Here is a 22,296-nt window from a genome sequence, read left to right on the forward strand (position 1 = left end):
GGGCGCGGGGGGGGGGGGGTGGTGGGGGGCGCGGGCGCTACCCCCCCCCCAACCCCCCCCCCCCCGAGCCGGGGTCAGACGCGGCCGGCCGCACGGCGGCGTCGCGCCACCTCGGCGAGCAGCACGCCCGCCGCCACCGAGGCGTTCAACGACTCCACGCCCGCCGCCATCGGGATCGACACCGTGGCGTCGCACGTCTCGCGGACCAGGCGCGACAGGCCGCGGCCCTCCGAACCCAGCACGATGACCAGCGGGTCGGCCGCCAGCTCCAGCTCGTCGATGTCGACCGAGCCGTCCGCGTCCAGGCCGACCAGCATCAGGCCGTCGTTCGCCCACGACTTGAGCTGGCGCGTCAGGTTCGTCGCCACCGCGATCGGCAGCTTCGCCGCCGTGCCCGCGCTCGTGCGCCACGCCACCGCCGTCATGCCCGCGCTGCGCCGCTCCGGCAGCAGCACGCCGTGGGCGCCGAACGCGGCCGCCGAGCGGATCACCGCGCCCAGGTTCCGCGGGTCCGTGACGCCGTCGAGCGCGACGAACAGGGGCACCTCGCCCGAGTTGCGGGCCACCGCCATCAGGTCGTCCGGGTGGGCGTACTCGAACGGCGGGACCTGCAGGCCCAGGCCCTGGTGCACGGCCCGGTTCGTCTTGCGGTCCAGCTCCTCGCGCGGGATCTCCAGGATCGAGATGCCCTTGTCGCCGGCCAGCCGGACGGCGTCGTTCACGCGGTCGTCGATCTCGATGTTCAGCGCGACGTACAGCGCGGTCGCGGGGACGCCGGCGCGCAGCGCCTCGACCACCGGGTTGCGCCCGGCGATCAGCTCCGGCTTGTCGGCCTTCTTCTGCCGGGCCGCGTCCCGCTTGGTCTGGGCGTTCGCCTGGCGGTATGCCTTGTGCCCGGGGCGGTCCTCCGCCTTCGGGGTCGGGCCCTTGCCTTCGAGGGCCTTGCGGCGCTGACCGCCCGAGCCGACGACGGCACCCTTCTTGGTGCCCGTCTTGCGGATCGCGCCCTGGCGCCGCGAGTTGCCTGCCATGGTGAAAGTTTCCTTGCTTGGTAACGAGATCAGTCGGACTTGACAGTCCACTGAGGACCGTTGGGGGTGTCCTCCACCACGATGCCCGCCTGCGAGAGGCGGTCACGGGCGGCGTCCGCGCGGGCGAAGTCCTTCTCGGCCCGGGCCTGCTGGCGCTCGGCCAGCAGCCCTTCGACGATCCGGGACAGCGCGTCCTTGGTGGGCGTGTCGGAACCGCCCGCCTCGGACCAGCGCGCGGACAGCGGGTCGAGGCCGAGCACGTCGGTCATCGCGCGGACGGCCGCGGCGAGTTCGAGTGCCTTGGTGGTGTCGCCCGCGTCGAGGGCGGCGTTACCGTCCCGGACCGTGGTGTGGACCACGGCGAACGCCTGCGGGGTGGCGAGGTCGTCGTCGAGCGCGTTCCCGAACGCCGCCGGGATCGTGCCCAGTGCCACCTCGCCGGACTGCGCGGCGCGGCGCAGGAACGTCTCGATCCGCCGGTAGCCCTGCGCGGCCTCGGAGACCGCGGCGTCGGAGTACTCGATCGTCGACCGGTAGTGCGGCTGGACCAGGTAGTACCGCAGCTCCGGGGCCCGGTAGCGGTCCAGCATCGCCGGGATCGACACGGTGTTGCCGAGCGACTTCGACATCTTCTCGCCCGACATGGTCACCCACGCGTTGTGCAGCCAGAACCGCGCGAAACCGTCGCCCGCCGCGTTGGACTGGGCGCGCTCGTTCTCGTGGTGCGGGAAGACCAGGTCGATGCCGCCGCCGTGGATGTCGAACTCCGCGCCGAGGTACGCCGTCGCCATCGCCGAGCACTCCAGGTGCCAGCCCGGCCGGCCGTTCCCCCACGGCGTCGGCCACGACGGCTCGCCCGGCTTCGCGCTCTTCCACATGGTGAAGTCGCGCGGGTCGCGCTTGCCGCGGGTCGGCGTCTCGCCCTGCTGGACGTCTTCGAGGACCTGGCCGGAGAGCCTGCCGTAGTCGTCGAACGACTTGACCGAGAAGTAGACGTCGCCGTCCGCGACGTAGCCGTGGCCGCTCTCGATGAGGCGTTCCATCAGCTCGACCATCTGGGTCACGTGCCCGGTCGCGCGCGGGTTGATCGACGGCGGCAGGCAGCCCAGCTGCTCGTACGCGGTTTCGAAGGCGCGCTCGTGCGTCGCGCCCCACTCCCACCACGGCCGCTCGTTCTGGGCGGCCTTGACCAGGATCTTGTCGTCGATGTCGGTGACGTTGCGGACCAGCAGCACGTCCAGTCCACTGTGGACGAGCCAGCGGCGCAGGACGTCGTAGTTCAGGACGCCGCGGACGTGCCCGATGTGCGGCACGCCCTGCACGGTGGCCCCGCACACGTAGATCGACGCCGTTCCGCTACGGACGGGGTGGAACTCCCGTACGCTCCGGGTCGCTGTGTCGAAAAGGTGAAGGGCCACCCTCGAAGGGTACGGGGTCGGGCGAGAGGAATATCTCTGGCCCTCAGCCGACGCCGTGCTTGCGCAACGCCGTGAGCAGGGCATCCGGCCGTTCGGCCGTCGGCAGCGGGTCGACCAGCGCGAACTCGCAGCCCAGGGCGCGGGCGCCGCCGTCGGCCTCCTCGCTGTCGCCGACCATCAGCGTCCCGGTCGCCGGAACGCCGAGGGCCTGGACGGCCCTGCGGAAGATCTCGAGCTCCGGTTTCACCGCGCCGACCTCGAAGGACAGCACGAACTCGTCGACGTAGGCGTCCCACCCGCGGGCGGCGAAGGCGGGCCGGATGTCGAAGGCGATGTTGCTCAGCACCCCCACCTTCAGGCCCCGCTCGGCGGCCGCCTTCAGGGCGGCTTCGGTGTCCGGGTACGGCGTCCACTGGCTGGGATCGATGAGCCGGTCGTAGAGCGCCTTCGCCTGGTCGGCGTGCGGGACGCCGGACTTCTTGAGCACCTCGAGGTACACCTTCCGGTGCAGCTCGGGGTCGCGGTCCCGGTGGTGCCAGGCGTGCACGTGCTCGTCGTCGAGCTCGACGACCTGCCCGACCGGGGCGGTCATCCGGCGCATCAGCTCGGCCTGGGCCTCGATGTCGAGCGGGTCACCGCGGTAGTCGGTCAGTTCGGTGAGCCACGACTCGTCCTGCTCGAGCCGGAAGAGCGTGCCGGAGAAGTCGAACAACACCGCCCTGATCGTCATGCCGCCCAGCCTAACCGGGGAATCAGGCCGAATGCCCTGTGATGTGTTCGGGGACAACCCGCACCAGCACGCGCACGACGTCGGCCGGTTCGGGCGGGAAGACGGTACCGGTGTACTTCCGGGCCAGCTCGTCGTTCAGCTCGCGCCCGCCTTCGACGGTGACCTCGGCCCGGCCCCGGATCTCGACGTAGTTCTCCGGATCGGCCAGGTCGAAGACGGAGAGCGAGACCCGCGGATCGCGGCGGATGTTGCGTTCCTTGCGCCGGCCCTGCACGGTCACGAAGACCACGGTGTCCCCGTCGCGGCGCGCCCAGACGACCGAGCTCTGCGGCGAGCCGTCGGCGTTGGTCGTGGCGACGACGGGGTAGTTCCTGCCGTCGAGCAGGGCCTTGGTGGCTTCGTTGAAGGTCATGGTCGCCGACCCTATTTCACGTTGCCGGCGACCTTCTCGACTTCCAGGGTGAGGGGCATATCACGCCGAACCGGCGCGGACAGGGACCTATTCCGCCGCGTGTGAGGGGTGCCGCCTTATTCCGCCGCGAGCAGCAGCGCCGTCGCGAAGGCCGCGATGCCCTCGCCGCGGCCGGTCAGGCCCAGGCCGTCCGAGGTCGTCCCGGAGACGCTCACCGGGCCGCCCACCGCCTCCGACAGCACCTTCTGCGCCTCGTCGCGTCGCTTTCCGATGCGCGGCGAGTTGCCCACCACCTGGACCGTGGCGTTGCCCACCCGCCAGCCCGCCGCCTCGATCAGGCCCCTGACCTCGGTGAGCATGTCCGTGCCGTGGGCGCCGTCCATGCGGGGGTCGCCGGTGCCGAACACCGCGCCCAGGTCGCCGAGGCCCGCTGCCGACAGCAGGGCGTCGCACAGGGCGTGCGCTGCGACGTCGCCGTCGGAGTGGCCCGCGCAGCCGTCCGCGTCCGGCCAGCGCAGGCCGGCCATCCAGCACTCGCGGCCGGGTTCGATCGGGTGGACGTCGACCCCGTTGCCGATCCTCACAGCGTCTCCTCGTTCTTCGGTGCCGCCGCGATCGCCTCGGCCAGTGACAGTTCGAAATCGCTCGTGACGCGCATCGCGTCCGGGTGGCCGTCGACCGTGGCCGCGCCGACGGGCGCGAGGTCCGGGCGGAAGGCCGACCGCGCGTAGCCCACCGGTGTCTGGAGGGTGCGCAGCCGCGAACGGTCCTCCGTGCCGACGATCAGCGAAGCCGCGTCGGTCACCTTCACCGTGTCGGCCATCGGCAGCACCGGGACGACGATCGGGGCGCCGTCACGCACCGCTTGGATTACGTCACGCACCGTTTGCGCAGGAATGAAGGCACGCAACGCGTCGTGGAGGAGTACAACTGAGTCACGGGAAAGATCGGGCTCGACGGCGGCGAAGGCCTGCCGGAGCGAGCCGGGGACGACCCGGCAGCCGAGGCCACCGACCACCTCGGAAAACGACGACGCACACCGCTGGGGGGCCGCTACGAGCACCAGATCGATCTCCGGTACGCCGAGCAGCCCCCGCACGGTGTGCGTGAGCAGTGCCTCACCATGGACCGGCGTGAGAGCTGACTCCCCGTCGGAGGCATGATGTGCGACGGTAACGATCGCGACGACGTTCATCGGTACGCGATCGTAGAGGCACCCACTCTCCCGTCGAGTGGGATGGCCCGGGCTCAGACCGTCGCGGTTTCCAGAACTTCGTCGAGGAGGACCTCAGCCTTGTCCTCGTCGGTGCCCTCCGCGAGCGCGAGCTCGCTGACCAGAATTTGCCGCGCCTTCGCCAGCATGCGCTTCTCACCGGCTGAAAGTCCGCGGTCCTTCTCTCGCCGCCAGAGGTCGCGCACCACTTCGGCCACCTTGTTCACATCGCCGGAGGCGAGCTTCTCGAGGTTGGCCTTGTACCGACGAGACCAGTTGGTGGGCTCTTCGGTGTGCGGAGCACGCAGAACGTCGAAGACCTTGTCCAGTCCTTCTTGCCCGACGACATCGCGCACGCCGACGATCTCGGCGTTGTCTGCGGGCACGCGAACCGTGAGATCCCCTTGCGCGACTTTAAGGACGAGGTACTTCTTTTCCTCGCCCTTGATCACGCGGGTCTCGATGGCTTCGATGAGTGCGGCACCGTGGTGCGGGTAGACGACGGTCTCTCCGACCTTGAAAACCATGTGTCCTCTGCCCCTTTCGCTGACTCCATCCTAGCACGGGCCGCCAGTGCCCACCTAGCGGGCCGGACTCGTCCTCGCAGGTCAGCGGCCTGGCCGGGGGTTGACAAACGTCGGACCCCCGTGCTCACGCAGGTAGCGGCGAAGCGTTTCGTCACAGGCTGGGAAATCCTTTGTGGACGGTTGATCTTGGTCGCCGGGCCCCGGCAACGCACACCCGTTCCGCGGCGGAGATCGACCCCGGCTAGTCTTCGGGGCGACGAGGCCGTGAAAAGGGAAGGACTGCGACGTGAGGCTGCAGAATCGTCGCGTGCTCGGTGCGGGCGTGCTGGCCCTCGGTGCCGCGCTCGCGCTCGCCGGGTGCGGGGCAGGCCAGATCACCCAGACCTCCACGCAGCAGGCCGCGGTCAACGGGACGCACGCCCAGGTCAAGACCATCGACCTGCGCAACGCCGCGGTCCAGTACCCGACCTCCGGGCCGGGCTACCCGGCCGGCGCGACCCCCAAGCTGACCCTGACGATCGTGAACCGCGGCGCCCAGGACGACTCCCTCGTCTCGGTGACGACGGCGGACGGCGGCCAGGCCACCGTCAGCGGCTCGAAGGACATCGTCGCGGCGCACACCCTGGTGATCGGCCCGGACGACGCGGTCGAGTCCACCAACGAGGTGCAGCCCACGTCCTCGGGCGCGCCGGCCTCGTCGTCGAGCGCTCCGACGTCTTCGGGCACCCCGGCGTCTTCGGGGACGCCGACCGGCAGCAGCTCGGCGAGCAACGGCCCGGGCAGCCTCACCGCGACGGCCACCTCCGAGGTCCCGTCGTCCGGCCCGGCTGCGACGCCGACCGCGCCCGAGAAGCTCGGCCAGGCGACCGTGACGCTGCCCGCGCTGAAGCAGCCGCTGTGGCCGGGTCAGGTCATCAAGGTCACGTTCGTGTTCAAGAACGCCGGCCCGGTGACCGTCGACCTTCCGGTGGCGGCGCCGGCGCACGTCAAGGAGTAGGTCCCCGGTTTTGTCGGTGGTCGCCGATAGCCTCGCGGGGTGAAGAAGGGGACCACCTACCGCTGCGGCAGCTGCGGGTACGAAGCGGCCAAGTGGCTCGGCCGCTGTCCGGAGTGCCAGGAATGGGGCTCGTTCGAGGAGCGCGGCGCGCCGGCCAGGCCGGCCATCCAGCGCGTCGCGGCCGGGGCGCCGAGCGCGCCGGCGCGGCCGATCGGCGAGGTCGACGTCGAGGCGGCGCGTGCCCGCCACACCGGCGTTTCCGAGCTCGACCGGGTGCTGGGCGGCGGCCTGGTGCCGGGCGCCGTGGTGCTGCTCGCCGGTGAACCGGGGGTCGGCAAGTCGACCCTGCTGCTCGAGGTCGCCTACCAGTGGGCGAGAACCGTCGACCGGTCGTTGTACGTCACGGGCGAGGAGTCCGCGGGCCAGGTCCGGTTGCGCGCGGAGCGGACGGGCAACATCCACGACCGGATGTACCTGGCCGCCGAGAGCGACCTTTCGGCCATCCTCGGCCACGTCGACGACGTGAAGCCGGGCGTGCTGATCGTCGACTCGGTGCAGACCATGGCGTCCCCGCAGGTCGACGGCTCGCCCGGTGGGGTGACGCAGGTCCGCGCGGTGACGTCCGGGCTGGTCGCGCTGGCCAAGGAACGGGGCCTGCCGGTGGTACTGGTGGGGCACGTCACGAAGGACGGCTCGGTGGCCGGCCCGCGCGTGCTGGAGCACCTGGTCGACGTCGTGCTGCAGTTCGAGGGCGACAAGCACTCGACGCTGCGGATGGTCCGCGGCATCAAGAACCGGTTCGGCGCCGCCGACGAGATCGGCTGCTTCGAGCTGCAGGAAGAGGGCATCGTCGGGGTGCCGGACCCGTCCGGGCTGTTCATCAGCCGCACGGAGGAGGCGGTGTCGGGCACGGCGATCACGGTGTCGCTGGAGGGCAAGCGGCCGCTGCTGGGCGAGGTCCAGGCCCTGGTGTCCTCGACGTCGGCGCCCCAGCCGCGGCGGGCGGTCAGCGGCCTCGACTCGGCGCGGGTGGCGATGGTGCTGGCGGTGCTGGAGAAGCGCGGCGGCCTCAAGCTCGGCGACAAGGACGTCTACGCGGCCACGGTCGGCGGCATGAAGATCACCGAGCCGGGCATCGACCTGGCGCTGGTGCTGGCGCTGACGTCGAGCTTCGAAGACGTCGCCCTGTCACCGAGGCTGGTCTCGGTGGGCGAGGTCGGGCTGGCGGGGGAGATCCGGCGCGTGCCGAGCGTGGGCCGCCGCCTGGCGGAGGCGGCCCGGCTCGGGTTCACGCACGCGCTGGTGCCGCCGGACTCGGGCAAGCCGCCCGCCGGGATCCGGGTGCTGGAGGTGGCCAACGTCGCGGACGCGCTGAACGCGGCCAGCCACGCGCGCTGATCACCCCGAGGTCCGCGTGATGGCGTAGGAGTACTGCGTGTCCGGGGTCTCGGGCCGCTGCGGGGCGACCGGGAACTGCGTCGTGGTCGTGTTCGGGACGCTCACGGAGCTCGGCGGCGGCAGGGGCGTGGTCAGCGGTATCCCCTTGGTGCGGATGATGACCGGGGTCGGCGCGGTGTCCGCGGCCAGCAGACGGGCCGTGGCCGGGTCGACGAACAGCCGCTGGCCGGTGTCCTTGGCCACGTAGACGGTGGTGGGCTGCTGGTCCGGCGTGGTCTGGTGGGGTGCCACGTAGATGCCCGGGATGCTCGCCAAGGCGTCGAGCAGCGCGAACCGGACGTCACGCCGCGCCAGGCCGGTCTCCAGCACGCTCCGGACCATGCCCAGCATCTCCGTGACGGAGTGCGGCCGGCCCTTCCCCGGGGCGTTCACGTCGAGGGTGTCCGAGGCGAGCCGCTGGGCCAGCTGTTGCCGGTCGGGGACGAGCGAGGCGACGAACGCCGCGTCGGGGGTCAGCCAGACCAGGTTGTGCTGCCCGGGGAACACGCCGCCCGGGCCGTGCTCGTCGAGCGGCACGGGGAGCGGGGTGCCGGTCCCGCCGTCGGACCGGCGCGGGTCGACGACCAGCGTCGTGCGCCGGTGCCACACCCCGCCGGGGTCGGCCGGGATCCAGAGCTCGACCCGCCGCTGGACCTTGGCCATGAACCCCGGCACGGTGTACGTCGTCCAGTCGCGCATCTCCGTGTAGTGGAACTCGCCGGGCGCGAGCGGGCGGTCGAGGTCGGCGAGCGCCACGGCCGGCCGGGCCGGTTCCGGCGCGTCCGGCGTCCACACCGTCGCGGCGACGCCGAGCCCGCCGACCAGGGTCACGACGGCCGCGGCCACGGCGAGCCACCGCCACGCCCCGGACCGGCGCGGCCCGGCGGGCGGGGCCTCCTCGACGCCGGCCGCCGAGAGCAGGGACGCGCGGGCGAAGGCGAGCCCGTCGTCGTCGCCGACGTCGGCGTGCAGGTCCTCGAGGGCCGCGTCGAGTTCGGCTTCGGACCAGATCTTCCGGACGTTGTCTTCACGCATGGTCCGGCACCTCCTCTTGGGCCGGGGCGTTCGTCCTGAGCCAGCGCCTGATCCGGTGCAACCGGGACCGGACGGTACCCGGCGGGATGCCGAGGGCCTCGGCGACCTCGGCCGGTTCCAGCCCGGCCCACGACACCAGCAGCAGCGTGTCGCGGTCGGCCGGGCTGAGCCGGGCCAGCGCGCCGGCCAGCCGGGCGGCCCGCACCTCGGCGTCGACCTGCTCGGCGACCCGGCCGTCGTGCGCCGCGTGGCTGGTGTCGCCGCTCCGCGCCAGCCGGGCCGTGGCCTGCAGCCCGCGCAGTTCCGACCGCACGTGGTGGCGCAGCAGGTTGGTGGCGATGCCGTAGAGCCACGACCGCGCGGTGCCCAGCTCCGGCCGGTAGGTCTCCCGGCGCCGCAACGCGACCAGGAACGTCTCGGCCACGAGGTCGTTCGCCGGTTCGATGCCGACCCGACGGGCGAGGTAGCGGCGCAACTGGGCGGCATGGGCGTCGAAGAGCCGGCCGAACGCCGGCCCGGGCTCGGGTCCGCCCAGGTCCGGGCGGTCGTGCCCCCCGAGCTCCGATCCTTCGTGGATCACCTGCATGCCCCCAGTTGCCCGCAGCCTTCACGAGCGTTCACGGCGAACGTACGTCAGACGTTCACCAGCCCCCAGTACAGCGCCCAGGGGACGAACAGGACACCGCCCGCGAGCACGACGCCGAGCCGCAGCGACCGACGGCGCCACCACCCGACCGCCGTGCCGATCGTCGCGGCCACCACGCCCACGGAGAGCAGCTGCAGCGCCAGCCACGGCAGCGGGCGGCCCAGGACCACCGGGCCCAGCGACCGGCCCATGGTCAGCTGGATCAGCACGTCGAGGCCGAGGAAGCCGAGCACGGCGAGCAGGCCGGTCGCCGAGAGCCAGCGTGCCGGACGTGCCGCCGGGCCGCGCCGGAACAGCGGGTACCAGGCGAACGCCAGCAGCAGCAGGGCCACCACGGCCAGCTGCAGCCAGGTCGCCTCGTACCAGCGCAACGGTGTGATCTCGACGCTCGGCCGGTCCTGGGCCGGCGGTGCGTCGGCACTGGACGCGGCCGGCGGGTGGTTCACCCAGCTGCCCACGAGCTCGAGGTAGCCGGGTGCGTAGCCGGGCAGCTTGTCGAAGCCGTCCGTGGTCCGCCGCAGCTGGTGCTGGGCGTCGGGGAAGACCCGCAGCGTGTGGCGCGCGACAGTCTCCCCGAAGATCCGGACCGCCTCGCCCGGCGGCGTCAGGACGTCCTTCGCGCCCCACAACCCCAGCACCGGCTGGCGCAGGCTCTTCAGCACCGGTACGGGGTCGTAGTAGGCCTCCGGGAACACACCGCCGCCGACGAGCTGGCGCAGCATCGTCGACGACGCCATCCGCACCAGCGATCCGTCCATCCCCAGGCGCCGCAGCTGGTTCTCGACCGCCCACGCCTGCTGCTGCGCCGGTTTGACGCCGTTCGCCCCCACCGTCACGACGAAGGCGACGTCCGCGGACCGGGAAGCCGCCAGCGGCGCCACCCAGCCGCCTTCGCTCAACCCCCAGACGCCGACCCGCGCCGGGTCGACCTCCGGCCGTTTCCGCAACGCCTCGACCGCGGCCAGGGCGTCGTCCGCCAGCGTCGAGTACGAGCGTTCGAACTGCGAGTAGCCTTCGGTGCGCTTGTCGTAGATGAGGGTCGCGATGCCTTGCCGCGCAAAGACTTCCGCCTGATCGCGGTAGTCCTCCCGGCTGTGCGCCCCCGAGCCGTGGACCATCACCAGGCCCGGCAGTTTCGTGCCGCCGGGTGGTGCGACGACGGTGCCGTGCAAGGTCACGCCGCCGTTCGTGAACGTCACTTCGCCGTCCGCCGCCGACGCCGGTGGCGCCAACGCCGTGACCGCCAGGATCACCCCGGCCGGTAGAACCCCTCTTCGCATGGAAAACCCCCTGGTGTCATGTCATTCCCCCGGATCCGGGAAGGCGAGCCAGCGCACGAGCACGCGCCGCGCTTCCGGTGACCGGTCGTCCTCCGCCCGCCAGTACCGGCGGAACAGCTCCATGTAGTCGTCCCAGAACTGCTTGAGCTCCTCGGCGGTGAGCCAGGTGCCGCCGCGCGCGTAGAGCAGCGCGTCCGGCCAGTCGCCGGGCAGCCCGTCGCGGTGTTCCGCGAACCGGTTGAGCTTTTCGAGGTCGTCCTCGAACCCCTGGCGGTTCATGTCGTCGAACAGCACCCGGGACTCGGCGCTCTGCTCACTGCGGCGCGGCCACCGGATGTCCCGCGGCCGCGTCCGCCACCACCGTTCCTTGCCCCGCGCGAGCTCCGGGGCGTCCTCGACGAACCCGAACCGCGCCAGCTCCCGCAGGTGGTAGCTGGTCGCGCCGGTGTTCTCGCCGAGGGTCTTGGCGAGCTTCGTGGCCGTGGCCGGCCCGTTCGCCAGGACGCCGAGAATCCGGCGGCGCAACGGGTGCGTGACGGCTTTGAGGGCGTCCGGGTCGAGCTCTTCCGGTGGTGGAGCGCTGGTCATGAGGCCACTGTAGCTGTGCAGAGAATATTGTGCAAAGAAATCTGTGCATCTTGGCGCGGACCGGTGCCCCGGCGAGAAGCGTCTAAAGTGGACTCACCAGATCGGGTGGTCGCTGTACTTCCTGAGCGTCTGCACGGACGGCCGCACGTACACCATCCCGGCCAGGAAGCCCATCGTGGCGAACGCCAGTGTCGAGAACGTCGTGAGCAGGTCCGGCGCCTGCAGGTGCGGGGTGTCGTGCCACACCCGGAACACGATCGGCACCGCGAAGGACCCGAGGATCAGCAGCAGCGTCAACAGGTACGCGAACAGCAGGGCGCTGCGCGCCGACGCCGCGCTGGCCACCACCAGGTAGTCGCCGCGGAGGCAGCGGCGGCACGTCAGGACCAGGACCGCGATCGCCAGCACGCCCAGCGGCGGCAGCACCGCCGCGGCCTTGCCCAGCAGCGTGTCCGGGAACGCGTGGCCGTGCACGATGCCCTGCAGGTACGTCGTCAGCCCGAACAGCAGCACCATCCCGGCGATCATGGTGCAGCCGACGACCACCGAACCCCAGCGCACGCGGTCGGCGAACCGCGGGGGCAGCGGCACGAACTCGACCTGTCCGAAAGTCCCCTGCACCCGTCTCACCTCCGAAAGTGCGTGAAGGCCACATTAAGGGACTCGGCGTCCCTCAACGTGGCCTTCACGGACTTTCGGACCGAAAGGGCTAACTGGCCGCCAGCAAGTTGGCGCACCGGATCAGCCCGATGTGCGAATACGCCTGCGGGTGGTTGCCCAGCGAGCGTTCCGCGATCGGGTCGTACTGCTCCGGCAGCAGGCCGGTCGGGCCGGCCGCCGCGACGATCTGGTCGAACAGCTCCTGCGCCTCCGTGCGCCGCCCGGTGAGCAGGTACGCCTCGATCAGCCAGGCCGCGCAGATGTGGAAGCCACCTTCGCCGCCGGGCAGGCCGTCGTCGCGGCGGTAACGGTACACAGTGGACCCGCTGCGCAGCTCCGCCTCGATCGCCGTCACCGTCTGCTGGAAGCGCTCGTCGGCCGGGTCGATCAGCCCGGTGAGCCCGACGAACAGCGACGCCGCGTCGAGGTCCGTGCCGTCGTAGGCCGTGGTGAACGCCTGGACCTCGTCGTTCCAGCCGTGCGTGAGGACGTCGTGCTTGATCTCCTCGCGCAGCCCGTGCCAGTTGCCCGGGATCTCCCGGCCGTACTGCTCGCCGAGCTTGATCGCGCGGTCGATCGTCACCCAGCACATGACCCGCGAGTAGACCCGGTGGCGCGGCACGTGCCGCTCCTCCCAGATCCCGTGGTCCGGCTCGTTCCAGCGCCGCGTCACGGCTTCCGTCATCGCGCGCACCATCTGCCAGTCCTCGTCGCGCAGCTCGCCGCGCGCCGAGGCCAGCGTCTGCACCAGCTCGACGACCGGGCCGAAGACGTCCAGCTGCACCTGGTGGTTCGCCAGGTTGCCGACGCGAACCGGGCGCGAACCGGCGTAACCGGGCAGCGACTCGATCACCGCTTCGGCGCCGATGACGCTGCCCGCGAGGGTGTACAGCGGGTGCAGCCGCTCCGGGCCGGCCAGCGTGGCGAGCACGCCGTGCAGCCACCGCAGGTAGCCCTCGGCCTCCTCGATCGAGCCCAGGTGCACGAGCTCCCGCACGGTCATCGCGGCGTCGCGGATCCAGCAGTAGCGGTAGTCCCAGTTGCGGACGCCGCCGATCTCCTCCGGCAGCGACGACGTCGCCGCGGCGAGCACGCCGCCGGTGTCGGTGTTGACCAGGCCGCGCAGCGTCAGCGCCGAGCGCAGCACCAGGTCGGTCTGCACCGCCGGGAGCTGCAGCTTCGACGTCCACTCGCTCCAGTAGCGGCCCGCGCGGTCCCGGCGTTCCACTTCGGACAGTTCGTGGGCGCCGAGGTCCGTGGTGCCGCAGCGCAGTTCGAGCACGACCGGCCGGGTCGGCGTCGGCTGCACGAGCGCGGTCGCGGTGTCGTGCAGGCCGTCGGAGGTGATGGTCCACTCGACGCCGGGCGAGTACAGCACGAACGGCTCCGACGTGCCGAGCACGCGCACGCCGCCGTCGGTGATCTCCAGCTTCACCGGCACGCCGCCGAACTCGGGCCGCGGCGCGAACTTGACGTCCGCCGCCGCCTCCCCGGAGATCACGCGCACCAGGTCCGTCCGGTGCGGCGCGCTCTCCGGCTCGAGGTAGTCGGTGACGAGCAGGCGCGACCAGCGCGTCTCGACCGTCATCGTGTTCGGCAGGTAGCGCTGGCCGAGCGGGAGGCCGTTGCGGTGCGGCTTGATGGAGAAGTGGCCGGCGCCCTCGCCGCCGAGCAGGTCGGCGAACACCGCCGGCGCGTCCGGGCCGGGGTGGCACAGCCAGGTCAGCTTGGCGTCCGGGGTGAGCAGCGCGACCGAGCGCTCGTTGGCCAGCATCGACAGCCGCTCGATCGGCGGGGCCGACTCGCCGTACAGCCAGTTGCGGCGTTCCTCCAGGAGGAAGCCGAGCACCAGGGCGACGTCGACGGTGTCGGGCACGCGGAACGCGGCGAGCGTCTCGCCGTCGCCGACCTTGATGCCCAGGTCCGGGCCGGACAGCCGGGCGAAGGCCTTCTCGTCGGTGACGTCGTCGCCGAGGAAGATCGCGGCCGTGGCGCCGACCTGGTGGCGGAGGATGTCCAGTGCGCGGCCTTTGTCCGTTTGGACGACCGCCAGCTCGACCACCTCCTTGCCGTCGGTGGTCGACACGCCTTCCCAGGTGGACGGTCCCGAGTGGACGGCCGCGAGCACGCGGCGGCCGGCCTCGTGCTCGGCGCGGCGCACGTGCACCGCGATGCTGGCCGGCTTGACCTCGAGCGACACGCCCGGGACGTCCAGTACGAGTTGTTCGAGCTCCGACTCCAGCCGCCGGTGCAGTTCACGCGCCTTCTCGTCGAGCGCGTGGATGAAGCCGATGTCGAACTCCGAGCCGTGGCTGCCGACGAGGTTCACCTCGGACGGCAGCCGCGAGAGCGTGGCCAGGTCCCGCAGCGCACGGCCGGAGATGACCGCCGTGGTGGTCTCGTGCAGACCGGCGAGCGATCTGAGGGCCCCGACGGACTCGGGCAGCGGGCGTGCCTCGTCGGGGTTGAGGGTGATGGGTGCCAGCGTGCCGTCATAGTCGCAAGCGACCAGCAGGCGCGGCGTGCGGGCGATCTGGACGATCGCACGCCGCAGCTCGGCGGGCAGGGCCTCGGCAGTCAACACTCCTCCTCAGGAGCTCGTGCGTGGTCGTTCGGTCAGTCGACCGCTTCGGCACCCAACGCCTGTAGGAATGAGCGCGCCCAACGATCGACATCGTGCGTGAGGACCTGGCGACGCATGGCGCGCATCCGGCGACGGCCCTCTGCCGGGTCGAGGGTAATGGCAGCCACTAGTGCGTCCTTCACCCCGTCCAGGTCGTGGGGGTTCACGAGGAATGCGCTAGAGAGCTCCGCGGCGGCACCCGCGAACTCGGAAAGCACCAGCGCACCGCCCAGGTCGTGCCGGGCGGCGACGTACTCCTTGCAGACCAGGTTCATGCCGTCGCGCAGCGGCGTCACCACCATGACATCGGCAGCGGAGAAGAAACCGGCCAGTTCCGTGCGGTCCACGGACTGGTGCAGGTAGTGCACGACCGGGTGGCCGACGCGGGCGAATTCGCCGTTGATCCGGCCGACCATCTGCTCGATCTCGCCGCGCATGCGCTGGTAGTGCTCGACGCGCTCGCGGCTGGGCGTGGCGAGCTGGACGAAGGTGACGTCGTCCGGCTGCAGCCGGCCCTCGTGCAGCAGCTCGTGCAGCGCCTGCAGCCGCAGGTCGATGCCCTTGGTGTAGTCGAGCCGGTCGACGCCGAGCAGGACCGTCTTGGGGTTGCCGAGGTCGCGCCGCAGCTGGGCGGCCCGCTCCTGGACGCCCTTCGTGCGGGCCAGGCTGTCCAGCCCGGCGGCGTCGATCGAAATGGGGAAGGCGCCGACCCGGACCGTCCGGTCGCCGACCTGCATGGTGCCCGGCCGCGACCGGACGCCGACCGCGCCGCGCGTCGACTCGAGGCCGATCAGCTGGCGGCACAGCCACAGGAAGTTCTGCGCCCCGCCGGGCCGGTGGAAGCCGACCAGGTCGGCGCCGGTGAGGCCGCGGATGATCGCCGCGCGCCACGGCATCTGCATGAACAGCTCGACCGGCGGGAACGGGATGTGCAGGAAGAAGCCGATGCGCAGGTCCGGTCTCAACTCGCGCAGCATCGCCGGGACGAGCTGGAGCTGGTAGTCCTGGATCCACACCGTCGCGCCCTGGGCGGCGACGTCGGCGCTGGCCTGGGCGAACCGGCGGTTCACCTTGACGTAGCTGTTCCACCACGCGCGGTCGAACACCGGGCGCTCGACGACGTCGTGGTAGAGCGGCCAGAGCGTCGCGTTGGAGAAACCTTCGTAGTAGTCGCGCACCTCGTCGGCGCTCAACGAAACGGGGTGCAGCACCAACCCGTCGTCGTCGAACTCCTCGACGTCGACGTCGGGGATGCCCGGCCAGCCCACCCAGGCGCCCTTGCGCGAGCGCAGGAACGGCTCCAGGGCGGAGACGAGCCCGCCCGGGCTGGCCGTCCAGCGGCGCTCGCCGTCCGTCGTGCGTTCGAGGTCGACCGGCAGCCGGTTCGCCACCACGACGAAATCGGCCTGGTTCCCGTTCTCCGTCACGTCCCTGCTCCTCGCGTTCTGGGTCGCGGCCCCAGGGTGAAACCCTATCGCGTGAGCGATGAACATTCGGTGACCGCGGTGTTACTCCAAGCTCCGTTCGGTCGGTTCGAGCGGACCGGCCATGCGTGGTCCGGCGAACCGGCGCTCCAGCCGGCCCAGGCCGGTGCGCACCGGCTGGGCCAGCCATTCCCCGAGTACCACGCCCGCTGCCAGCGCAAGCCCGATTGCGACGGCCGTCATGAGCGTCGAGATGTTCCCGCTCGGCTCGACCCCGATTTGGTACAGACCACGGTAGGTCGACAGGCCCGGAAGCAGGGGAGTGATCCCGGACACGGCTACGACCAGTGGAGTAACGCCGAGCCGCCGCGCGAGCACGCCACCGCAGAAACCGACCAGCGTGGCGGCCACCGCGGACGAGCTGACGCCATCCAGCTCGGCCAGCGTGAGGCCGCCGTAGACGACGGCGCCGATGCCCCCGGCGGCTGCGGCGACCAGCATGGCGCGCATCTTCGAGTAGCTCGCGAGGGCGAAGCAGGCGGCGGCGCCGGCCCCGCCGAGCACGACGAGCGGCAGCTGCTGCGGCGTCGACCCGGTCACCTCGGGCAGCGGGGTGCGCGGCAGGCCGAGCATGACGGCGATCCGCAGGGCGAGCACGACCCCGGCGATCAGGCCGGCCGACATCAGCGCGGTCTCCATGGTGCGGCCGGCGGCGGTGACGTTGTAGCCGGTGATGGCGTCCTGCACCGCCGAGACGGTGGACAGCCCGGACAGCAGCACGGTGACTGCGGCCGCGACGACCAGCGTCGGCTTGTCGGTGGTCAGGATGTTGCTGCTGACGATGGCCATGGCCGACAGGGTGGCGATCAGGCCGCCGATCACCTGCTGGAAGAAGAACGGCAGCCCGTAGCGGTTGACGACCCGCCCGACCCGGTCGATGACGCCGCTGATGACGAAGGCGACGAGCGCGATGTCGAAGCCGCCGCCGAGCAGGATGGTGACGAACGCGGCGACCCCGCCCCAGGACAGCGTGGCGACCCAGCGCGGGTACGGGTGCGGCGCGGAGGTGATCCGTTCGAGCTCGGTCTGCGCCTGCTCGGCCCCCATGTGCCCCCGGACGATCCGGCGGACGAGCTTCTCGGTCTCGGTCAGCCGCGTGTAGTCGAGGCTCCGGCTCCGCACGACCCGCAGCGCGGTGATCGGCGTCAGGTCGGTGCCGCGGTGGCAGGTGACGGTGATCGACGTGAAGATGACGTCGACCTCGCAGTGCGGCAGCCCGAGCGCCCCGGCGATGGCGATGATGGTCGCGGTGACGTCGGACGCGCCGGCGCCGCTGGCCATCTGGACCTCACCGATGCGCAGGGAGAGGTCGAGCACGAAGTTGACGGTGGCGTCATCGGGCAGCTGAGGCCCCATGGCCTCTTCGGCATCAACGGCGGGAAACTCCCCGGTCGGCGCCTCGAGAACGTGCCACGGCCGCTGTTTGAGCAGGGTGGGGCGGTGGACCCGCGGTCGTTGCGCGGGAGGTTCCAGCAACGGCCATCTGGTCGCCCGGCCCCCGTTGGTGCGCTCGTTGATCTTCATGATCCATCCACCTCCTCGCTCGTTCTCCCGGACCATCGACGACCACCCGCCGGCCGTTGCACGGATCATGGAGTGGCCTTCACCACGTCCCTCCATAGTGGCCTGGACCAGGCAGGCATGCCTCCCGAGCGGATCAAGCCGGGCGGCTCGGTACACTGGGCGCGGCGTCGTGGCGCCAGGCCGGTATAGCTCAGCTGGTAGAGCATCTGTCTTGTAAACAGAAGGTCAGGGGTTCGAGCCCCCTTGCCGGCTCCGCTCCGATCAGGGGTCTCCGTCGTCGGGGGAGGCTCCTGATCGAGTTTCGTGCCCGTTCCGGTCGTGGACAGGATTTCGGTGAACTTCTGGGACTGGGTCAGCACGTGGCAACTGGGAAACGTGCCATCGTGGTTCTCCGGGGTCTCGCTCGTTCTGGCGCTGTGGATCATCGTCAGGGACCGGCGGCATCGCATCCGCGGTCAAGTGGAGAGCGTGGGAGTCTGGGGTGCGGTCTCCATCAAGGGGAGCATCCGCGATCTTCGCGATGACAGTACGGATGAACTCGATACCGCCGGTGAACCGCAATTCGTGATAACGCCTCACGTCACCGCGAAGAACTCAAGTGACCTGCCGGTCGAGATAGCCGCGATCGAGTACATTGCCGAGTATTCCTGGCGAGAAAAAGTCGGTGAAGATCAGTGGAAGATCCTCGAGCCCCCTGAGAGGTTCAAGTCGATCGGCGGTCGTGGAACGGTTCTCCCGGGCGAGACCGTCGACATAGTACGTGACGTGGGGACGGTCCTCGACGACGGCAAACCGGCGAATGCGCATGTGCTGAGCCCGCGGGGCCGCCTGATAATCAGAGCTGTCTACGTCACGGACAGCGTTGGCCGGCGGTGGAAGATGCGGCCGACAAGCGGTAAAGAGCCCAGACGGATCCGCACACTGGGCTTCTACCTGTTCCTGTTGAAGTTCCCGTCACCGTTCCATGAATGGCACACCCGCCGGTCGAGCAAGTTCGCGTACGCCGTACGTGCTGTTCCGGTCCTGCGGCAACGCGTGCGCGACTGGTTCAAACGAGGGCAAGGCGGCGCCTGACGACGGCGAGGCCCAGCTCCGGAGAACACGCGAGGCGGGCAGGCCGCAGCCCGCCCGCCTCGGAGAAGGCGTGGATCAGCCGAGGGCGCTGCCCGCCTGCCAGGCGGTCCAGCTGATGGCCCAGTCGCCGTGGCCGTTGTTGATCGCCAGTTGCGGGCCGCCCGAGTTGGTCACCTCGACCACGTCGCCGACGTTGAACGTGTCGAAGAACCACTTGGCGTTCTCGGTGTTCATGTTGAGGCAGCCGTTGGAGACGTTGTCGCTGCCCTGCACGCCCACCGTCTTCAGGTTCTCGTGCAGGTACTCGCCGTCGTTGGAGATCCGGACGTTCCAGTTCTCCGGGGCCTTGTAGTAGCCGGGGTCGCCTTCGCACACGCCGTAGCTGCAGGAGTCCATGATCTTGTGGTCCTCCTTCCCCAGCACGGTGTGCGTGCCGTTGAAGGTCGGCGTCGCGCCGCGCGGTGGGGTGTCGGCCGTCTTGCCCATGCTGATCGGCGCGGTCTTCACCAGCTGACCGTTGTGGAACGCCTTGATCTGGTGCGTCTTGCCGTCCGCCTTGGCGACCCACGAGTCGTGCACCTTGTAGGTGGCCGAGACGTCCTGGCCGCCGTACGCGCCGCCCCCGATCGGGGTGCCGAAGCTCGTCGTCTCGAGCTTCACGGTCGAGCCGGCCTTCCAGTAGTCCTTCGGCCGGTAGTGCACCTCGCGCTTGCCGACCCAGTACCAGCCGCCGTCCTGGGCGGGCGACGACGTCACCTTCAAGGACTTCTCGACGGTGGCCTTGTCGGCGATGTCGTGGTCGAACTTCAGCCCGATGACGAGGCCGACGCCGAAGTCGCCCGAGGCCCCCTGGAAGAGCGCGGGCGTGGCGACCGCGGCCGGCTTGATGGTGTGCACCTCCCCGCGCTGCTCGGTCGGGGCGCCGGCCTGGTTCACGGCGGTGGCGACGACCTGGTAGGTGGCCCCGTACCGGAGGTGGTCCTGGCTGGTCCAGGTCAGCTTGTCCGGCGAGAGGTCGCCCTTGACGGCGTTCCCGGTCTGCGGGTTCGTGACGGTGACGGCCTGCAGGGTGCCACCCGACGCCTTGACGACGATCGGGTCCTTGGGACTCAGCTGGTCCCCGCCCTCGAAGGCCACCTTCGCGGCGGGTAGCCCGGGGGGCGACGCGGTTCCGGTGGCGCCGGCCACGCCGACTGCTTGCGCGGTCCCGGCGGTCTCGGTCTGTCCACTGCAGGCGGCCAGCAGGAGGGCCGCCAGGCCAAGGCCGGCGATGCGGATCACTCTCACGATCCATCAGACGTGCGAGCGGCGCCGGAGTTGAGTAACGATCCGGTCTCTCGAGGCCGGGGGCCTCAACCGCCGTGGCCGAGCAGGTCCGCCCAGGGGGCCTTCGCGTCGGAATTCGCCGCCCGCGTGCCGCCGCCGGGCCTGTCCGGCCGGTCGTTCGAATTGTGGGGACAAATGCGTTGACCCGGCCCCGGCGGCTGCGCGATGATGGTGTCACACAAAACCACGGGAGTGATCATGATGCGCACGGGAACGCGGGAGGCGCGGCACACCGCCGAAGCCGCCGTGTGTGCGTCGATGGCCTGCTGCCTGCGGTGGCACCACCTTCCCGGCTCTCCGCCATGACCTGAGTGCTCGTCATGGCACGGGAGCCGCCCTTCGGGAAACCGATCCGGGCGGCTTTCTTCTTTTCTGTGCTCGCAATTCCGTTATCGGCGTGCTTCGGAAGCGGCGTGGTCTCCAAAACCGCGGCCCGAGGGTTCGACTCCTTCCGCCGGTGCCTTTTTCCCTGCGCTCGTCTCGGCCGCAACAGTGCGGGCGACGCGGGTGCGCCCCCGTAGCTCAGTGGACAGAGCAGCGGCTTCCGAAGCCGCAGGTCGCAGGTTCGACTCCTGCCGAGGGCACCAGCCGACGCGCCGAGGGGGGCGCGCCGGCTCCGGCGGCGCGTTGGTCCAGCGGTACGGATCCCCGGTTTTCACCCGGGAGACCCGGGTTCGACTCCCGGACGCGCTACCGGGGAGACGCGCCGGAGCGCGGGCGATCCTTGCACGATCGCCTCGGTGGGTTCGACACCCACGTCTTCCACCGTGGCCGATGCCGAAGGAGACGAGGCCCCGGGCTGTGGCCCCGGGCGAAGCCGGTGCGAGTCCGGTCGGCCACTCACGCGCGCGGTTCGGCAACCGGCGGGGCCTCATGAGCCCGGCGAACGTGGATCGACACCACGGCGCGCGACGGCACCACCGACCCGTGTCATGACGGTCATGAGGCGGCCTGCAAAGCCGCCGGTACCGGGTTCGACTCCCGGGCGGGTCTCCGAACGGCGGAAACTGTCGGACCCCCGGTCTAGCCTCCTCGAAGAGGCCCGAACCGGGGAGGAAACCATGACCACCACGCACACGCTCGAAACGCCGGAAGCCGGCATCGTCTACGACGTCCACGGCCCGTTGCCCGCCGAAAGCCCGCGGCCACCGCTGCTCCTGGTGGGGCAGCCGATGACCGCCGAGGGCTTCGGCACCCTGGCGTCGCACTTCCCGGACCGCACCGTCGTCACCTACGACCCGCGCGGGCTCGGCCGCAGCGTCCGCAAGGACGGGCGCGCCGACCACGTACCCGCCCTCCAGGCGGAGGACCTGCACGCGGTGATCCAGGCGCTCGGGGTGGGCGCGGTCGACGTGTTCGGCAGCAGCGGCGGCGCGGTCGCCGCGCTCGCGCTGGTCACGGCCCACCCCGGCGACGTCGGCACGCTCGTCGCCCACGAGCCGCCGCTCATCCGGCCGCTGCCGGACGCCGCCGCGGCCGAGCGCGCCACCCAAGCCATGCGGGACGCTTACCAGGCCAAGGGGTTCGGGGCCGGGATGGCGGCGTTCTTCGCGATGGGGTCGTGGCCCGGCGAATTCACCGACGCCTACTTCGCGCTCCCGCCGGCCGACCCGGCCCAGGTCGGCTTGCCCGCCGAGGACGACGGCCGCCGCGACGACCCGCTGCTGAGCGGTTCCTTGGCCGTCACCGACTACCGGCTCGACGTCGACGCGCTGGCGGCGGCGCCGACGAGGATCATCGTCGCCGTCGGCGTGGAGTCCCGTGCCGTCTTCACCGGCCGCGCGGCGATCGCCACCGCCGCGCTGCTCGGCCAGGAGGCAACCGTCTTCCCGAGCCACCACGGCGGCTTCCTCGGCGGCGAGCACGGCTACGCCGGCGAGCCCGAAGCCTTCGCCCGGAAACTGCGGGAGGTCCTCGAAGGCTGAACCTCGCCGGTGGGCGGCCTGATGGTGCCGCAGGTCCTGTCGTTCACTCACGCGGAGTCCGGCGCGCGCTCAGTGCGTGACGGGTTCGGAAGTGGACACCGCCGGGCCGGAGCCGGAGCCGGGCGTGGTGGCGGACTCGGACGGCCCGGCCAGCGCCAGCCCGGCGACCAGCGCAAGCGCGACGATGAACAGGGCCGTGCGGACGAGGGCGGAAACGGAACAGACGACCATCATGGCAGGCTCCTGGCGATTTTCCCGGTGGCCGGGGAAGTGATTCCGCGGTGTTTCGCGGAATTGCGGACTGATTCAATGATGTGCCAGGAGACGCGGTCCGACAAGGCGTTTCCCGTTGCCGGAAACAGCTTC

Annotated in this window: 22 protein-coding genes and 5 tRNA genes; 9 read left to right on the forward strand and 18 right to left on the reverse strand. The window is 71.0% G+C overall.

Features of this window, described 5'->3' with window-relative positions:
* Nucleotides 1-74 precede the first annotated feature (74 nt).
* From rlmB to ABZW17_RS36930, 7 genes are all read right to left on the reverse strand, one after another.
* A complete protein-coding gene (gene rlmB, locus ABZW17_RS36900) occupies nt 75-1,031 on the reverse strand; it encodes a 23S rRNA (guanosine(2251)-2'-O)-methyltransferase RlmB (RefSeq protein WP_354824477.1) in 957 nt (318 codons plus the stop codon).
* Nucleotides 1,032-1,060: 29 nt separating this feature from the next.
* Nucleotides 1,061-2,449 carry a cysteine--tRNA ligase gene (gene cysS / locus ABZW17_RS36905; RefSeq protein ID WP_354824480.1) on the reverse strand — a complete coding sequence of 463 codons (1,389 nt, stop codon included), beginning with the start codon at nt 2,447-2,449 and terminating at the stop codon, nt 1,061-1,063.
* A gap of 43 nt (nt 2,450-2,492) precedes the next feature.
* On the reverse strand, nt 2,493-3,179 hold the full coding sequence (locus ABZW17_RS36910; RefSeq protein WP_354824483.1) for an HAD family hydrolase: 687 nt from the start codon (nt 3,177-3,179) through the stop codon (nt 2,493-2,495).
* A 22-nt stretch (nt 3,180-3,201) separates the two neighbouring features.
* Nucleotides 3,202-3,591, reverse strand: a complete 390-nt coding sequence (locus ABZW17_RS36915; RefSeq protein ID WP_354824486.1) for a PPOX class F420-dependent oxidoreductase — start codon at nt 3,589-3,591, stop codon at nt 3,202-3,204.
* A 116-nt stretch (nt 3,592-3,707) separates the two neighbouring features.
* Nucleotides 3,708-4,175: a 2-C-methyl-D-erythritol 2,4-cyclodiphosphate synthase gene (gene ispF, locus ABZW17_RS36920; RefSeq protein ID WP_354824489.1), complete on the reverse strand. Its 468-nt coding sequence runs from the start codon at nt 4,173-4,175 to the stop codon at nt 3,708-3,710.
* Nucleotides 4,172-4,786, reverse strand: coding sequence for a 2-C-methyl-D-erythritol 4-phosphate cytidylyltransferase (locus tag ABZW17_RS36925; RefSeq protein WP_354824492.1), 615 nt, complete (start codon nt 4,784-4,786; stop codon nt 4,172-4,174). The genes ispF and ABZW17_RS36925 overlap by 4 nt, the downstream gene beginning before the upstream one ends.
* 53 nt (nt 4,787-4,839) lie before the next feature.
* Nucleotides 4,840-5,331: a CarD family transcriptional regulator gene (locus ABZW17_RS36930; protein ID WP_004559016.1), complete on the reverse strand. Its 492-nt coding sequence runs from the start codon at nt 5,329-5,331 to the stop codon at nt 4,840-4,842.
* Between the two features lie 286 nt (nt 5,332-5,617).
* On the opposite strand from ABZW17_RS36930, the gene ABZW17_RS36935 reads away from it, so the two are divergent.
* Nucleotides 5,618-6,328 (forward strand): hypothetical protein, encoded by a 711-nt coding sequence (locus ABZW17_RS36935; RefSeq protein ID WP_354824495.1) that lies wholly within the window; start codon nt 5,618-5,620, stop codon nt 6,326-6,328.
* Nucleotides 6,329-6,367: 39 nt separating this feature from the next.
* The gene (radA, locus tag ABZW17_RS36940; RefSeq protein ID WP_354824498.1) at nt 6,368-7,726 is read left to right on the forward strand and encodes a DNA repair protein RadA; all 1,359 of its coding nucleotides are present in this window, start codon (nt 6,368-6,370) and stop codon (nt 7,724-7,726) included.
* On the opposite strand, the gene ABZW17_RS36945 is transcribed toward radA, so the two are convergent.
* The 8 genes from ABZW17_RS36945 to ABZW17_RS36980 all read right to left on the reverse strand — a co-directional run bounded on the left by ABZW17_RS36945 (nt 7,727) and on the right by ABZW17_RS36980 (nt 17,605).
* Nucleotides 7,727-8,800 (reverse strand): CU044_5270 family protein, encoded by a 1,074-nt coding sequence (locus ABZW17_RS36945; protein WP_354824501.1) that lies wholly within the window; start codon nt 8,798-8,800, stop codon nt 7,727-7,729.
* Nucleotides 8,793-9,386 carry a sigma-70 family RNA polymerase sigma factor gene (locus ABZW17_RS36950; protein ID WP_354824504.1) on the reverse strand — a complete coding sequence of 198 codons (594 nt, stop codon included), beginning with the start codon at nt 9,384-9,386 and terminating at the stop codon, nt 8,793-8,795. The genes ABZW17_RS36945 and ABZW17_RS36950 overlap by 8 nt, the downstream gene beginning before the upstream one ends.
* 47 nt (nt 9,387-9,433) lie before the next feature.
* Nucleotides 9,434-10,699, reverse strand: coding sequence for an alpha/beta hydrolase (locus tag ABZW17_RS36955; protein WP_354824660.1), 1,266 nt, complete (start codon nt 10,697-10,699; stop codon nt 9,434-9,436).
* Nucleotides 10,700-10,747: 48 nt separating this feature from the next.
* A complete protein-coding gene (locus tag ABZW17_RS36960; RefSeq protein ID WP_354824507.1) occupies nt 10,748-11,314 on the reverse strand; it encodes a winged helix-turn-helix domain-containing protein in 567 nt (188 codons plus the stop codon).
* Between the two features lie 93 nt (nt 11,315-11,407).
* Nucleotides 11,408-11,935, reverse strand: a complete 528-nt coding sequence (locus tag ABZW17_RS36965; protein WP_354824509.1) for a hypothetical protein — start codon at nt 11,933-11,935, stop codon at nt 11,408-11,410.
* A gap of 88 nt (nt 11,936-12,023) precedes the next feature.
* Nucleotides 12,024-14,558: a trehalose-phosphatase gene (gene otsB / locus ABZW17_RS36970; RefSeq protein ID WP_354824511.1), complete on the reverse strand. Its 2,535-nt coding sequence runs from the start codon at nt 14,556-14,558 to the stop codon at nt 12,024-12,026.
* 32 nt (nt 14,559-14,590) lie between these two features.
* Nucleotides 14,591-16,024: a trehalose-6-phosphate synthase gene (locus ABZW17_RS36975; RefSeq protein ID WP_354824514.1), complete on the reverse strand. Its 1,434-nt coding sequence runs from the start codon at nt 16,022-16,024 to the stop codon at nt 14,591-14,593.
* A gap of 81 nt (nt 16,025-16,105) precedes the next feature.
* Entirely contained in the window at nt 16,106-17,605 is a 1,500-nt protein-coding gene (locus ABZW17_RS36980) for a threonine/serine exporter family protein (protein WP_354824518.1), read from the reverse strand.
* Between the two features lie 179 nt (nt 17,606-17,784).
* On the opposite strand from ABZW17_RS36980, the gene ABZW17_RS36985 reads away from it, so the two are divergent.
* Nucleotides 17,785-17,857 (forward strand) — tRNA-Thr (locus ABZW17_RS36985).
* 81 nt (nt 17,858-17,938) lie between these two features.
* Complete coding sequence (locus ABZW17_RS36990; protein ID WP_354824521.1) at nt 17,939-18,679, forward strand: hypothetical protein; 741 nt, start codon at nt 17,939-17,941, stop codon at nt 18,677-18,679.
* Between the two features lie 75 nt (nt 18,680-18,754).
* On the opposite strand, the gene ABZW17_RS36995 is transcribed toward ABZW17_RS36990, so the two are convergent.
* Nucleotides 18,755-19,960 carry an Ig-like domain-containing protein gene (locus ABZW17_RS36995; RefSeq protein WP_354824523.1) on the reverse strand — a complete coding sequence of 402 codons (1,206 nt, stop codon included), beginning with the start codon at nt 19,958-19,960 and terminating at the stop codon, nt 18,755-18,757.
* A 71-nt stretch (nt 19,961-20,031) separates the two neighbouring features.
* A complete protein-coding gene (locus ABZW17_RS37000; protein WP_354824525.1) occupies nt 20,032-20,205 on the reverse strand; it encodes a hypothetical protein in 174 nt (57 codons plus the stop codon).
* A 191-nt stretch (nt 20,206-20,396) separates the two neighbouring features.
* Between ABZW17_RS37000 and ABZW17_RS37005 the strand changes: the two genes are divergently transcribed.
* The 5 genes from ABZW17_RS37005 (at nt 20,397) to ABZW17_RS37025 (ending at nt 21,930) form a co-directional block, all read left to right on the forward strand.
* Nucleotides 20,397-20,465 (forward strand) — tRNA-Trp (locus ABZW17_RS37005).
* 51 nt (nt 20,466-20,516) lie between these two features.
* Nucleotides 20,517-20,592, forward strand: a tRNA-Arg gene (locus ABZW17_RS37010).
* 34 nt (nt 20,593-20,626) lie between these two features.
* A tRNA-Glu gene (locus tag ABZW17_RS37015) sits at nt 20,627-20,698 on the forward strand.
* A 228-nt stretch (nt 20,699-20,926) separates the two neighbouring features.
* Nucleotides 20,927-20,999, forward strand: a tRNA-Cys gene (locus tag ABZW17_RS37020).
* Nucleotides 21,000-21,066: 67 nt separating this feature from the next.
* Entirely contained in the window at nt 21,067-21,930 is an 864-nt protein-coding gene (locus ABZW17_RS37025; RefSeq protein WP_354824527.1) for an alpha/beta hydrolase, read from the forward strand.
* A 69-nt stretch (nt 21,931-21,999) separates the two neighbouring features.
* Here the strand turns inward: ABZW17_RS37025 and ABZW17_RS37030 are convergent, their stop codons facing one another.
* Nucleotides 22,000-22,164 (reverse strand): hypothetical protein, encoded by a 165-nt coding sequence (locus ABZW17_RS37030; RefSeq protein ID WP_354824530.1) that lies wholly within the window; start codon nt 22,162-22,164, stop codon nt 22,000-22,002.
* Between the last annotated feature and the right edge of the window lie 132 nt (nt 22,165-22,296).

This window comes from Amycolatopsis sp. NPDC004625 (assembly GCF_040609695.1).
Lineage (GTDB): Bacteria > Actinomycetota > Actinomycetes > Mycobacteriales > Pseudonocardiaceae > Amycolatopsis.

Excerpts from the sequence above, each read along its gene's own strand:
- rlmB (WP_354824477.1), bottom strand. The coding sequence starts at position 1,031 with ATGGCAGGCAACTCGCGGCGCCAGGGCGCGATCCGCAAGACGGGCACC.
- ABZW17_RS36910 (WP_354824483.1), bottom strand. The coding sequence starts at position 3,179 with ATGACGATCAGGGCGGTGTTGTTCGACTTCTCCGGCACGCTCTTCCGG.
- ABZW17_RS36915 (WP_354824486.1), bottom strand. The coding sequence starts at position 3,591 with ATGACCTTCAACGAAGCCACCAAGGCCCTGCTCGACGGCAGGAACTAC.
- ABZW17_RS36925 (WP_354824492.1), bottom strand. The coding sequence starts at position 4,786 with ATGAACGTCGTCGCGATCGTTACCGTCGCACATCATGCCTCCGACGGG.
- ABZW17_RS36930 (WP_004559016.1), bottom strand. The coding sequence starts at position 5,331 with ATGGTTTTCAAGGTCGGAGAGACCGTCGTCTACCCGCACCACGGTGCC.
- ABZW17_RS36945 (WP_354824501.1), bottom strand. The coding sequence starts at position 8,800 with ATGCGTGAAGACAACGTCCGGAAGATCTGGTCCGAAGCCGAACTCGAC.
- ABZW17_RS36950 (WP_354824504.1), bottom strand. The coding sequence starts at position 9,386 with ATGCAGGTGATCCACGAAGGATCGGAGCTCGGGGGGCACGACCGCCCG.
- ABZW17_RS36960 (WP_354824507.1), bottom strand. The coding sequence starts at position 11,314 with ATGACCAGCGCTCCACCACCGGAAGAGCTCGACCCGGACGCCCTCAAA.
- ABZW17_RS36980 (WP_354824518.1), bottom strand. The coding sequence starts at position 17,605 with ATGAAGATCAACGAGCGCACCAACGGGGGCCGGGCGACCAGATGGCCG.
- ABZW17_RS37000 (WP_354824525.1), bottom strand. The coding sequence starts at position 20,205 with ATGATCACTCCCGTGGTTTTGTGTGACACCATCATCGCGCAGCCGCCG.
- ABZW17_RS37025 (WP_354824527.1), top strand. The coding sequence starts at position 21,067 with ATGACCACCACGCACACGCTCGAAACGCCGGAAGCCGGCATCGTCTAC.
- ABZW17_RS37030 (WP_354824530.1), bottom strand. The coding sequence starts at position 22,164 with ATGATGGTCGTCTGTTCCGTTTCCGCCCTCGTCCGCACGGCCCTGTTC.